The sequence below is a fragment of the Sphingomonas oligophenolica genome (assembly GCF_006438955.1).
Classification (GTDB): Bacteria; Pseudomonadota; Alphaproteobacteria; order Sphingomonadales; family Sphingomonadaceae; genus Sphingomonas; species Sphingomonas oligophenolica_A.
This window is the reverse complement of sequence record NZ_RCZK01000009.1, coordinates 21,435-34,098: the sequence shown is the minus strand read 5'-3', so window position 1 is coordinate 34,098 and position 12,664 is coordinate 21,435. Positions and strand designations below refer to the sequence as shown.

The 12,664-nt window shown below is 64.5% G+C and carries 13 protein-coding genes and 1 tRNA gene; 4 read left to right on the top strand and 10 right to left on the bottom strand.

Features of this window, described 5'->3' with window-relative positions:
* Positions 1–306 precede the first annotated feature (306 nt).
* The 10 genes from EAH84_RS11550 to EAH84_RS11510 form a co-directional block, all read right to left on the bottom strand.
* Positions 307–1,077: an energy transducer TonB gene (locus EAH84_RS11550; protein ID WP_140872107.1), complete on the bottom strand. Its 771-nt coding sequence runs from the start codon at positions 1,075–1,077 to the stop codon at positions 307–309.
* Between the two features lie 129 nt (positions 1,078–1,206).
* Positions 1,207–1,896, bottom strand: coding sequence for a 50S ribosomal protein L1 (gene rplA / locus EAH84_RS11545; RefSeq protein ID WP_140872105.1), 690 nt, complete (start codon positions 1,894–1,896; stop codon positions 1,207–1,209).
* Positions 1,897–1,900: 4 nt separating this feature from the next.
* Positions 1,901–2,332, bottom strand: coding sequence for a 50S ribosomal protein L11 (gene rplK, locus EAH84_RS11540; RefSeq protein WP_140872103.1), 432 nt, complete (start codon positions 2,330–2,332; stop codon positions 1,901–1,903).
* Between the two features lie 304 nt (positions 2,333–2,636).
* Positions 2,637–4,556 carry a hypothetical protein gene (locus EAH84_RS11535; RefSeq protein WP_140872101.1) on the bottom strand — a complete coding sequence of 640 codons (1,920 nt, stop codon included), beginning with the start codon at positions 4,554–4,556 and terminating at the stop codon, positions 2,637–2,639.
* Complete coding sequence (locus EAH84_RS11530) at positions 4,540–5,181, bottom strand: hypothetical protein (protein WP_140872099.1); 642 nt, start codon at positions 5,179–5,181, stop codon at positions 4,540–4,542. Before EAH84_RS11530 ends, EAH84_RS11535 begins: the two co-directional genes overlap by 17 nt.
* A gap of 346 nt (positions 5,182–5,527) precedes the next feature.
* The gene (gene nusG / locus EAH84_RS11525; RefSeq protein WP_140872097.1) at positions 5,528–6,064 is read right to left on the bottom strand and encodes a transcription termination/antitermination protein NusG; all 537 of its coding nucleotides are present in this window, start codon (positions 6,062–6,064) and stop codon (positions 5,528–5,530) included.
* 18 nt (positions 6,065–6,082) lie between these two features.
* Positions 6,083–6,280, bottom strand: a complete 198-nt coding sequence (gene secE, locus EAH84_RS11520; RefSeq protein ID WP_140872094.1) for a preprotein translocase subunit SecE — start codon at positions 6,278–6,280, stop codon at positions 6,083–6,085.
* A 288-nt stretch (positions 6,281–6,568) separates the two neighbouring features.
* Positions 6,569–6,712 (bottom strand): hypothetical protein, encoded by a 144-nt coding sequence (locus EAH84_RS16110; RefSeq protein ID WP_170209861.1) that lies wholly within the window; start codon positions 6,710–6,712, stop codon positions 6,569–6,571.
* A gap of 82 nt (positions 6,713–6,794) precedes the next feature.
* Positions 6,795–6,871 (bottom strand) — tRNA-Trp (locus tag EAH84_RS11515).
* Positions 6,872–6,978: 107 nt separating this feature from the next.
* On the bottom strand, positions 6,979–7,623 hold the full coding sequence (locus tag EAH84_RS11510; protein WP_140872092.1) for a hypothetical protein: 645 nt from the start codon (positions 7,621–7,623) through the stop codon (positions 6,979–6,981).
* Positions 7,624–7,892: 269 nt separating this feature from the next.
* On the opposite strand from EAH84_RS11510, the gene rpsL reads away from it, so the two are divergent.
* The 4 genes from rpsL to tuf all read left to right on the top strand — a co-directional run bounded on the left by rpsL (position 7,893) and on the right by tuf (position 12,494).
* Complete coding sequence (gene rpsL, locus EAH84_RS11505; RefSeq protein WP_010164594.1) at positions 7,893–8,264, top strand: 30S ribosomal protein S12; 372 nt, start codon at positions 7,893–7,895, stop codon at positions 8,262–8,264.
* A 58-nt stretch (positions 8,265–8,322) separates the two neighbouring features.
* The gene (rpsG, locus tag EAH84_RS11500; protein ID WP_140872090.1) at positions 8,323–8,793 is read left to right on the top strand and encodes a 30S ribosomal protein S7; all 471 of its coding nucleotides are present in this window, start codon (positions 8,323–8,325) and stop codon (positions 8,791–8,793) included.
* Between the two features lie 166 nt (positions 8,794–8,959).
* Complete coding sequence (gene fusA / locus EAH84_RS11495; protein WP_140872088.1) at positions 8,960–11,056, top strand: elongation factor G; 2,097 nt, start codon at positions 8,960–8,962, stop codon at positions 11,054–11,056.
* 244 nt (positions 11,057–11,300) lie between these two features.
* A complete protein-coding gene (gene tuf, locus EAH84_RS11490; RefSeq protein WP_140872086.1) occupies positions 11,301–12,494 on the top strand; it encodes an elongation factor Tu in 1,194 nt (397 codons plus the stop codon).
* Positions 12,495–12,664: the final 170 nt, after the last annotated feature.

The window sequence follows — 12,664 nt, the reverse complement described above, 5'->3', positions numbered from 1 at the left end:
ATGCGCGAACGCATGGCGGACCTGGGCGACAGCTCCGAGGGTCCGTATAATTCCAATCCCCGCCTCGGCAGGATATTAAGCCGGTGACTGAGTTCCCATCGAAGCGATGCCTCGATGGAGCCCAACCGGCCCCTGCTGTCTCGGACGGATGCCCCCCAGGCGAACCTGCGAAGCGAGCCCGCGCTGTTAGCGGCTGCGGTGGATTAGTCAAGCCGGGCGGGGCGGGGGGGGAGCAAAACGCGCGGGCGGCGGTACGGATAGCCGCTGCAATTCGCGAGGGTCGATGGCCGGTCGAACCATCCCGTGCTAATCCCCCGGCGGCGGCGTTTCGCCCTCGAGCCACCAGCGCTGCCGCCAGCCGCGCTCCTCCGCGATCGGATTGCCCGCGGCGTCGCGCGCGGGGGCGTAACGGAAGCGCTGTTCGACCAGCCGGCAGGTCGTCGCGTCGAGGGTCGCGACCCCGCTCGATTGCATCACCGAACACCCGCGCGCCCTGCCGTCGGCGGTCACCGTGAAGCGTACCGTGACGCTGCCACCCAGCTTGGCGCGGCGCGCATCGGACGGGTAATCGCGGTTGACGATCGCGCCGCGGATCAGCCGCGCTCCGGTGCCGCCGCCGCCGGTCCCCGATCCGCGCGCGCCGCTGCCAAGGCCGTCGCCGACCCCGCCCGCGCCGGTGCCCGGCCCCGGGAGCGACGCCGCGCCCGCCGCGCTGGCCGTGCCCTCGGCCGCCTTGGTCGGCGCGGTAATCGGCTGCCGGGGAGGGGGAATGATCGGTGTCGGCGCGACCACCGGCTTGGGCAGTGCCCGCAACGCGGGCGGCGCGGCCGCGCCGTCGGGCTGCGCGGCGCGTTTGATCGTCGGTTCGGGCTCGACGACTGGCGGCGGTGGGAGCGGGGGTACGACATCGAACACGCGGAGCGCAGCGACGGTGGGCTGGCTAAACCGCGGCGCCAACCCCGATAGCAGCACCAGTGCGAACGCGACATGGATCAGCGCGACCCCGACCCCCGCCGCGATCCGGTCACGGCGCGCGTCCGCGTCGAGGGTGATGATCGTGCGATAGCGGCCCGCCATCGGCACGTGATAGCAGATCGGGGCTGCTGGTACCTGAACGGGGCGGCGTATTCCCCATGGCGCGGCCACGAAAAAAGGGCCGGAGGATCGCTCTCCGGCCCTTGATCCATCACCGCGAGGCGAGGTGGCTTACGCTCCCGCGACCTCGTTGGTGTCGATCTTGATCCCCGCACCCATGGTGCTCGAGATCGCGACCTTCTTCATGTACTTGCCCTTCGCGCCTGATGGCTTGGCCTTGACCAGCGCATCGACCAGCGCGTCGAAATTCGCGCGCAGATCTGCCGCGGGGAAGCTCGCCTTGCCGATCCCCGAATGGATGATCCCGGCCTTTTCGACGCGATATTCGATCTGGCCGCCCTTGGCGTCCTTGACCGCCTGCGCGACGTTCATCGTCACCGTGCCGAGCTTCGGGTTGGGCATCAGGCCCTTCGGCCCGAGCACCTTGCCGAGTCGACCGACGATGCCCATCATGTCCGGGGTCGCGATGCAGCGATCGAAATCGATCGTGCCGCCCTGGACGATCTCCATCAGATCCTCCGCGCCGACCACGTCCGCGCCCGCTTCACGGGCCTCGTCCGCCTTCGCGCCCTTGGCGAACACACCGACGCGCACGGTCTTGCCGGTGCCCTTGGGCAGCGTCACCACGCCGCGGACCATCTGGTCGGCGTGACGCGGATCGACGCCCAGGTTCACTGCGACCTCGATAGTCTCGTCGAACTTCGATGTCGCACCCGACTTCGCCAGGCCGATCGCCTCGTCGACGCCGTGGAGCTTGTCGCGGTCGATCGTGATCGCCTTCTGCTTCTTGGACTGTGCCATGATCTTAGCCCTCCACCACTTCGAGGCCCATCGCGCGGGCCGATCCTTCGATGATCCGCGTCGCGGCGTCGATGTCGTTGGCGTTCAGGTCCTTCATCTTCTGCTCTGCGATCGCCGACAGCGCGCTGCGCTTGATCTTGCCCGCCGAAATCTTGCCCGGCTCCTTCGACCCCGACTTCAGGTTCGCGGCCTTCTTGATCAGATAGGTCGCAGGCGCGGTCTTGGTCTCGAAGCTGAACGAGCGATCGGCATAAACGGTGATGACGGTGGGCAGCGGGGTACCCTTTTCGACGTCGCCGGTCTGCGCGTTGAACGACTTGCAGAATTCCATGATGTTGACGCCGCGCTGACCCAGCGCCGGCCCGATCGGGGGTGACGGGTTGGCGGCGCCCGCGGGCACCTGCAGCTTAATATAGCCGGTAATCTTCTTTGCCATGTGGCAACCTCACTCTGTAGAGGGGCGATCCGCGCTGCCGCGTTCCACCCGGTTCAAGTTTAGCGGTTCAAGCGAGCACCAAGGCACCCTCCCGCAATTCCACAGCTATAGCCTTGGAAGAGCGGCAGCTAGCTGAAGTCGCGTGACGACGCAACCCGACGGGACGCGGAGGTCGCTCGCCGCCCTGCTCTGCCGCGTGGACGGCTGGCCATTTGCGTATCCGAATGATTTGGTCCCTGATCCTGCGCAAGTCCGGGCGGCAGTCCCGCTCCGGAACTCCGGGCCGCTGGGGAGCGTCAATTCGTCAACTCTCGCGCACCGGGGGCCGACTGGATTCCGTTCGAGGGGTGACGGATTGCAGTCCGTTGGTCAGCGTAGACAACCGACGTGCATTGGCTGCAATCGCGAGAATGGCGTGACCGATCGCCGGGGACACGCTTTCAAGCGTTGCGATCGCGCCTTTGTCGGGAATGCTGCCGTCCGGCCGTCGACCGACCAGCATCCATCCGATCGCTTCGCGCTCCCCATTCGGCCGGGCGATCAGCGGTATCGCCAACGGAAACAGCGGCTCCATCCGGGTAGTGGTCACGGCCAGGCCGACGCCCGGCGTATTAGCGTCAAGCCAAAAGCGAGCGTCGTTGGGATCGAGGCCGTAGCAGGCCGACACCGACCAAGCGCCGCTGGCGTGTTCGGGTCGAAGCGCGATCGCGACGACAGCCGCCTGGATGGCGGGGGCAGTCACCTTGCAAACATGCGCTAACATACGCGGACAATCGTCATTTTCCGCCATGTCCTGAACGGCGACCGGCAGATCGTCCGCCAGTGCCATCAGGCGCGCGCGCGACCAGCGTTCCACAATCTGCTTCAATCGATCACCGACAGGCTGGATCAGGCTGGCGGTTAGGACGCCGGCAATCGCCAGCGCGACGGTGTCGTTGGGGAAAATGGGAGCCAGCAAGACCTTGAGAACCTCGGTCAACATGCCGAATACGATCGCGAGCAACGGCGCTGCGATCGCCCAGACGGTCGAACGCGTGATCGCGACATCGGCATCGTACAGCCGGAAACGTAGGAGCGCGATGCCTAGACCACCCCACAGGCACAGCGAGTTTCCCAGATCCAGTGCGTCGGTCGTCATATCGTTGGCGATCGTGTCGAACAAACTGTTGAAGTGGTATGACACCGCCGTCGCGACCGCGGCCGCAGCGGAGAAAACGGCCGCGCCGGCAAATCCCAATGCCGCCCACCGGATCTGTTGCCGGTCCGCGAGGCCGGAGCGGCGATATCGCAAGACGACGGCGAGTTCGCTGAGCGCGATCGAGGGATAGATGCCCTGGGCGTGAATGTCCGGCGCAATGAAGAACATGCCGAGCCAAATCGCGTTCAGCACGACCAGCAGACGCGCCACCGGGGTTGCGAAGCGGCCATCGGGAAACGCGAGGACGGCGATATTGGTGACGGCAACTCCGATCGCCGCGCCGATCAGGGCGCGATCGTATCCGACGATGCTCGTCGGGGTCGCCGTCGCAATCAGCGCTGCGATGGCAAGCAGAGCCGCGACCGGATTGTGCCGCTGGCGATAGAGCAGCGCCGAGGCGACAAGAACGATCGCCGCTCCGACACCCAGAATGAACCGTGTCCAGCCACGCATCAGGGTCGCGGAAAGTCCGACCGTCTCCAACGCAGCAGTGACCTCAACGTCGGACGCGCGCAATGTGGCGGTGGCAACGCTGTTGTCGGCGTGTCGCACCGTAATCGGAACGATGGTTCCGTGCGGCGCATCGATCAGGTCGCCAAGCGCATCGTCGAGGCCTTTCTTGCCCATCAAGGCAATGATGTGATCCCCCGGACGGACGCCGGCGGCGCGGGCATTGGCACCGGGGACTTCGTAGACCAGCAGATCGGGCGTTGCGTCGCGCGTGTAGTTGATGCCAACCCGAAGCAGGGGCAGGCGTTCTGGTCCGTCCCATTCAAGTTTGTTCAGCGTCACCGCCGTCATCACTAAGGCGGTCAGGAAGAGCAGTGCCCAAGCCAGCCGGTAGACCGCCATCGCGCGATGGTCGATGACGGGCAGCCGCCACGATGATCCCCGCCATGACGTGTCCAGAAACGTTGGCGGACTGATATTCAACAGCCGTATTCCGCAGTCGATGGCGTCGCGACGGTACGTTTCCCGCCATCCTGCCGATGATTGATCGAAACTCCGATCACCGGCTTCGGGCATATAGCCCGCCAAAGCTGACGTTCACGCCGCCGCAGGCGTTGTTGTCGGACACCGCAAGATAGGGACCACGGCGTTTCGCAACGATCTCACACCCATTGCTAGTAACCATGAAGTGGCTTCCGGCAATGACGACCGGGCCGACAAAACTGCCGAAATTGTCACCGTAGCTGGCCTGCCCCTTGGCATATAAGGCGGCCCCGGCTCGCGCCGAAATCGTGATGACGCCGCCATCCTCCTGCCGCCACACACCGGTCAGGAAGCGTGGGTCGGGGGCCGGTTGCTCCGCCATCGATTGCAACGAAGCGGTGGCAACGAAGCCAGCCGTGATCTTGCCGCCAGCTCCAAGAAAGTAGACGCAACGGAAACCTCCCTTGGGGGCGCTCGCCAGCACCACGTCGCCGGGCGTCAGATAACCCTTGCGGCGCCAGCCGCAGAGCCCCCCCGCAGGACACGGCTTGGCCAGCTGATGAAAATGCGCCTGCCTGTCTGGCTTGCCCACGACCTTCATCAGCGGGGCGGTTGTGTACACGCTGTCATAGCTGACACAGACATCGGGAGCCGGGGGCGTTTGTGCGATCGAGCCGCCACCGGCCAGAAAGCAGGTGCTGATCGCGCCGGATCTCACGATGGTCCGTAACGAAGGCACGATCCCGCTTCCCCTTTAACGATCGCCCCGCGCGACTAAATCCTTCTCACACAGCGGGATCAGACGTGTCTACGCCGAAAACGCGTGGTCTAGAGCGGCGAAGGGCGGTAGGGTAGCCGTCGAGCGGCGCGGTCCAAGCGGACGCCTTTTGTCGAAGCGGCGGCGTCAGCTTGGAACGCGGGTTTCCGGCGCGCGCAAATCGCGATGGCTGGTCGGGCAGATGCGCTGGCGCCAAACGCCGAGGCTGCCTCAGTATTCGTTTGCGGAGATCCCATCTGTCAGGCGAGTGCCGACTTGCGCTCGCGGCGTTCGGCGCTGGCGCGCCTTACTTGCTGCGCTCGACCTGCTCGAAATCCAACTCCACCGGCGTTGCCCGCCCGAAGATGCTGACCGATACCTTGACCTTGGCCTTGTCGAAATCGAGTTCCTCGACGGTGCCGTTGAAGCTCGCGAACGGGCCGTCCAGGACCTTGACCGCATCGCCGATCTCGTAATCGACCTTGATCTGCTGCTTGGGCTGCGCGGCGGCTTCGTCCTTGCTGTTGAGCATCCGCGCGGCTTCGGCCTCGCTGATCGCCTGCGGCTTGCCCATGCTGCCCAGGAAGCCGGTGACCTTGGGGGTGTTCTTGACGAGGTGATAGACGTCGTCGTTCATGTTCAGCTTGGCGAGGACGTAGCCCGGCATGAACTTGCGCTCGACCGCGACCTTCTTGCCGCGGCGCGCCTCGGTGATGGTTTCGGTCGGAACCTCGATCTGCTCGACCAGGCTCTCGAGGCCCATGCGGGTCGCCTCGGCCATGATCGAATCGCGGACCTTGCCCTCGAACCCCGAATAGGCATGGATGATGTACCAGCGCGACATGAATTGAGCCTTTTTAGGTTACTTGGCGAGCTTGAGCAGCAGCTGGACCAGCGCGGCGAAGATCGAATCGACCCCGAAGAAGAAAATGCCCAGGATCCCGGTCATGATGACGACCATCAACCCGGTCATCACCGTCTCGCGCATCGTCGGCCAGATGACCTTCGCGGTCTCGGCGCGGACCTGGTTGATGAATTCGATCGGTGTCGTCTTGGCCACGGTCGGGGTGCTTTCGCTTGGTTGATGCCTGACGCTCAGGGCCGATGCCCGAAACCCAGCTTCTAGATTCTGCCCGTCGTCGGGACAAGGGGCCTTAACCGCGTTCCTGCTGTCCAGGAAACCGGCGACCCCCATCCACGCTGTCGGATGGACGGTGCAGATAGCCGCCCGCCGGGGGGATGGCAAGGGAGGGGGAGGCGCGCAGTGTAGCGTCGGCGCGACCAAAGTGGCGGTGCACCGCGCGACTCCGGGACGAGATCGACGATGCGACGAGGTCGACGATGCCGGTCAGTGCCCGTATTTCTTGATCCCCCGCCGTCGCAGCTTTTCACGCCGCCGCTTGCGCAGCCGGATGATCGCCCAGGGCACCGCGATGATCAGCACCAGAGCAACAATGCCCCCCGCTATCGCCAATCTGGTAAAGTCGTCCATCGTGTCGGATTATGAAGTTGGCGACATCGTATGGCAACAAGGTTTATTCGAAAACGATGCTTACCGACGCGTCAATGATGTCTGGCAGGGGAGCTCGGATTCGAACCGAGGGCCTTCGGTTTTGGAGACCGACGCTCTAACCAGCTGAGCTACACCCCTGCGATCCGGTCGCCTTTAACGGGATCGAATTCCGGGGACAAGTTCGAATCCCTCGGACACGTATCGTCATGCTGGCGGGGTCGGATACGCGATCGGCACCCCTTCGATCAGGCGGCGAGGCGCACGGATCGGCGGACCGGATGGTTGTCGTTGGCGGGTCGTTGGCGCTGCCAATGGGGTGACTTGCTAGCCAAAACGATCATCAACGGCAGCAACACCGCCCCCGCAGGGGTCGGTACGAACAGCGCGCCGCCGACCAATGCCAGCAGCGCCAGTCGATCGTGGGCAGCGTCGGACGCGTCGCCGCGCGCGCTCGCATTCGCGGCGGTCCACGCGGCGAAGGCGACCCCGCTCGCGACGATCAGCGCGAACAGGCTGGGCCACGTCGCCGCGACGACCCAAAGGCTGGGCAGCGTGGCGCCGGTGGACCACGGTCCGATCGCGAGCCAGGTCGCGCCTCCCGCGATTGCGCCGAACGGGACGGCGCGCCAGGCACGCCGGCGAATGGTCACGCCGCCCATCAACGGTATGAGCAGGAGTCCCCCTGGCCCGAGTCCGATCGCGACCCCCAGCGCCGCGAGCATCGCGCCATCGCGTCGGTCGGCCATCGCGACCAGCGCGGCGCATAGGGCCAGCCCGCACAGCGCCGCGCCGACACCCCCCGGCATCACCACCGCCAGCGCTGCCGCTACCGCCGGCAATGGCATGGGCAGCCGAATCGGCGTGGCGGCCAGGGTTGGAACGGCTATCATCCCCGCGTCATGCGCCCGTCGACGTTGCATCCCGGTTAAGCCGCCCCTTCGACCCCAGACCGTTGACCTCAGGCCGTTGACCAAAGCCGCGACTCTGCGTATAGGCTCGCCGGTCCGACGGCTTCGCGCCGGCCGGCACGCATGAACATTGCTGGATGCATTCCAGGACCCGGGGGAGGCGGTTCGTCGCCCTAGCGGTCCTTTTTGTATTCTTGAAGGCGCCCTTCGGCTCCAGCAAAGTAACCACTGTACCAAGGTGAAGAGATTCAATGCCGACGATCAACCAGCTGGTCCGCAAGGGCCGCGACCCGCAGAAGGCCAAGTCCAAGGTCCCTGCGATGGAAGCCAACCCGCAGAAGCGCGGCGTGTGCACCCGCGTGTACACCACGACCCCGAAGAAGCCGAACTCGGCGCTGCGCAAGGTGGCCAAGGTTCGCCTGACCAACCAGCGCGAAGTCATCAGCTACATCCCGGGCGAAGGCCATAATCTTCAGGAGCACTCGGTGGTCCTGATCCGTGGCGGTCGTGTCCGCGATCTTCCCGGCGTGCGCTATCACGTCCTGCGCGGCGTGCTCGATACCCAGGGTGTGAAGGACCGGCGTCAGTCGCGTTCCAAATACGGCGCCAAGCGTCCGAAGTAAGCCGATCGGGCTCTGATAGCCCGACGCTCAAATGGCTGAAGAATAAAAGGAATTTGAAATGGCACGTCGCCGTCGTCCCGAAAAGCGTATCATCCTCCCCGATCCCAAATATGGTGATGAGGTCCTGTCCAAGTTCATGAATTCGGTCATGTACGATGGCAAGAAATCGGTCGCCGAACTCATCGTCTATGGCGCGATGGAAACCGTCGAGACGCGCGCCAAGCGCGATCCGGTCGGCGTGTTCCACGATGCGCTCAACAACATCAAGCCGGGCATCGAAGTCCGGTCGCGCCGCGTCGGTGGTGCGACGTATCAGGTTCCCGTCGAGGTGCGCCCCGAGCGCGCCCAGGCGCTGGCGATCCGCTGGCTGATCACTGCCGCGCGCGCACGCAGCGAGAACACGATGTCGGCGCGGCTGTCGGGCGAACTGCTCGATGCGTCGAACAACCGTGGCAACGCGGTCAAGAAGCGCGAAGACACGCACCGCATGGCCGAAGCCAACCGCGCCTTCTCGCATTACCGCTGGTAACGCCCATATGAGGTGAGGCATTTCGGTGCCCCACCTCAACCGTTCGCCCTGAGCTTGTCGAAGGGCGGTCTTGCGATCGATGGCCGGGCTTCGACAAGCTCAGCCCGAACGGATGTTTTTTCGTTTCGATTTTTGACCGCCGCATTGTCGGCACAGGAGCATGATCATGGCCCGCAGCCACCCGCTCGACCGCTATCGCAACATCGGAATCATGGCGCACATCGACGCCGGCAAGACGACGACGACCGAGCGCATCCTTTATTACACCGGCAAGTCCTACAAGATCGGCGAAGTGCATGAAGGCACCGCGACGATGGACTGGATGGAGCAGGAGCAGGAGCGGGGGATCACGATCACGTCGGCGGCGACCACGTGTTTCTGGGCGGCCGAAGAGGGCAACGGCCCCGAGCATCGCATCAACATCATCGATACCCCCGGCCACGTCGACTTCACGATCGAAGTCGAGCGTTCGCTGCGTGTGCTCGATGGCGCGGTCGCGTGCTTCGATGGCGTCGCGGGCGTCGAGCCGCAGTCGGAAACGGTGTGGCGCCAGGCGGAAAAGTACAAGGTTCCGCGGATGTGCTTTGTCAACAAGCTCGACCGCACCGGTGCAAGCTTCGAGCGTTGCGTCGAGATGATCAAGGATCGCCTCGGTGCACGTCCGGCCGTGCTGTATCTGCCGATCGGGATCGAAGGCGGCTTCAAGGGCCTGGTCGATCTGGTCGAGAACCGCGCGATCATCTGGCTCGAAGAGTCGCTCGGCGCGAAGTTCGAATATCAGGATATCCCCGACGACATGAAGGATGCCGCGGCGACCGCGCGTTCGGAACTGATCGAGATGGCGGTCGAGCAGGACGACGACCTGATGGAGGCGTATCTCGAGGGCAACGAGCCGAGCACGACCGACCTCAAGAAGCTGATCCGCAAGGGTACGCTGAACTTTTCGTTCGTCCCTGTGCTGTGCGGTTCGGCGTTCAAGAACAAGGGCGTCCAGCCGCTGCTCGACGGCGTCGTCGACTACATGCCGAGCCCGCTCGACGTGCCCCCGATTCAGGGCCTCAAGCTCGACGGCGAGACCGTCGACGAGCGTGCAGCCGACGACAACGCGCCGTTCAGCGCGCTGGCGTTCAAGATCATGAACGATCCCTTCGTCGGCACGCTGACCTTCGCGCGCATCTATTCGGGCAAGCTCGAAACCGCGTCGCAGGTGCAGAATTCGGTCAAGGATAAGAAGGAAAAGGTCGGCCGCATGCTGCTCATGCATGCCAACGACCGCGAGGATATCCAGGAAGCGTACGCGGGCGACATCGTCGCGCTGGCGGGCCTCAAGGACACCACGACCGGCGACACGCTGTGCGCGCAGAATGCGCCCATCATCCTCGAGCGGATGGAGTTTCCGGACCCCGTCATCGAGCTGTCGGTCGAGCCCAAGACCAAGGCCGATCAGGAAAAGATGGGCATCGCGCTCAATCGCCTGGCGCGCGAGGATCCGTCGTTCCGCGTGTCGTCGGATGCCGAGAGCGGCCAGACCATCATCAAGGGGATGGGCGAGCTTCACCTCGAAATCCTGGTCGACCGGATGCGCCGCGAGTTCAAGGTCGAGGCCAATGTCGGCGCGCCGCAGGTGGCGTATCGCGAATATCTCGCGAAAAAGGTCGACATCGACTATACCCACAAGAAGCAGTCGGGCGGTTCGGGCCAGTTCGGTCGCGTCAAGCTGACCGTCGTTCCCGGCGAGCGCGGCACCGGCTTCCAGTTCTTCGATGAGGTCAAGGGCGGCAATATTCCCAAGGAATATATCCCCTCGGTCGAGAAGGGCATGCGTGAGACCGCCGAAAGCGGCTCGATGATCGGATTCCCGATCATCGATTTCGAGGTCCACCTGTACGACGGTGCGTACCACGACGTCGATTCGTCGGCGCTGGCGTTCGAAATCTGTGCGCGTGGCGCGATGCGCGAAGCCGCACAGAAAGCGGGCATCAAGCTGCTTGAGCCGATCATGAAGGTCGAGGTCGTCACCCCGGAAGATTATCTGGGCGACGTCATCGGCGACATGAACAGCCGTCGTGGCCAGATCCAGGGCACCGACAGCCGCGGCAACGCACAGACCGTCGAGGCGATGGTGCCACTGGCGAACATGTTCGGTTATGTGAACCAGCTGCGTTCGTTCACGCAGGGCCGCGCGCAGTACAGCATGCAGTTCTCGCACTATGACGAGGTTCCGACGAACGTCGCCGAGGAAATCAAGGCGAAATTGGCCTGAGGCGCACACGGCTAAGCGCGCTTAGCCGAGAGACGCCGAAAGGCCGGCCAGCCTCGGGCGACAGCCCCGAGGTCTGACGACACGGAATTCACTTCCGTGTCGGCCGTCCCAAGCGGGACCCCGGAACAAGTCCGGGGTGACGAGGGGGGCTAGGGCTGGCGCAACCGTAAACGAACCGCTAAGGGGCCGCGTTCGCGTGACCCCAGCGGCGGCACCGAAATTGAGAATCAGAAGGTAGGAAATCATGGCCAAGGCAAAATTCGAGCGGAACAAGCCGCACCTCAACATCGGCACCATCGGTCACGTCGACCATGGCAAGACGTCGCTGACCGCCGCGATCACCAAGGTGCTCGCCGAAACGACCGGCGGCACCGCGGTCGACTTCGCGAACATCGACAAGGCGCCCGAAGAGCGCGAGCGCGGCATCACCATCTCGACCGCGCACGTCGAGTATGAGACCAACGCGCGCCACTATGCGCACGTCGATTGCCCGGGCCACGCCGATTACGTGAAGAACATGATCACCGGTGCGGCGCAGATGGACGGCGCGATCCTGGTCGTGTCGGCCACCGACGGCCCGATGCCGCAGACCCGCGAGCACATCCTGCTCGCACGCCAGGTCGGCGTGCCCGCGATGGTCGTGTTCATGAACAAGGTCGATCTGGTCGACGACGAGGAAATCCTCGAACTCGTCGAACTGGAAATCCGCGAGCTGCTCAGCAGCTATGATTTCCCGGGCGACGACATCCCGATCATCAAGGGCTCGGCGACTTGCGCGCTGTCGGGGTCGAACGACACGTTCGGCAAGGACGCCGTGCTCGAGCTGATGAAGGCGGTCGACGAGTACATCCCGCAGCCCGAGCGTCCGCTCGACAAGCCGTTCATGATGCCGATCGAGGACGTGTTCTCGATCTCGGGTCGCGGCACGGTCGTCACCGGCCGCGTCGAGACCGGCATCGTCAAGGTCGGCGAGGAAGTCGAGATCGTCGGCATCCACCCCGAAGTCCGCAAGACCACGGTCACCGGCGTCGAGATGTTCCGCAAGCTGCTCGACCAGGGCCAGGCTGGCGACAACGTCGGCGCGCTGATCCGCGGCGTCGCCCGCGACGAGGTCGAGCGTGGCCAGGTGCTCTGCAAGCCCGGCACGATCAAGCCGCACACCGACTTCAATTCGGAAGTGTACGTGCTGTCGAAGGAAGAGGGTGGCCGTCACACGCCGTTCTTCGCCAACTACCGCCCGCAGTTCTACTTCCGCACGACCGACGTCACCGGCACCGTCGAGCTGCCTGAAGGCACCGAGATGGTCATGCCCGGCGACAACGTCGCGCTTGGCATCAAGCTCATTGCACCGATCGCGATGGACGTGGGCCAGCGCTTCACGATCCGCGAAGGCGGCCGCACCGTCGGCGCCGGCGTGGTGAGCGCGATTTCGAAGTAATTTCCGCCCGCAAGGGTTGAGACGAAGAGGCCCGGCTTCCCGATGGGGAGGCCGGGCCTTTTTCGTTGTGAGGGTGGCTCGTATCGGCCAAAGTTCCCCTTCGACCGCTTTCGCCCAATTGCGGAGACTCTTAGCCCTCTCCCGCTTTCGCGGGAGAGGGTTGGGTGAGG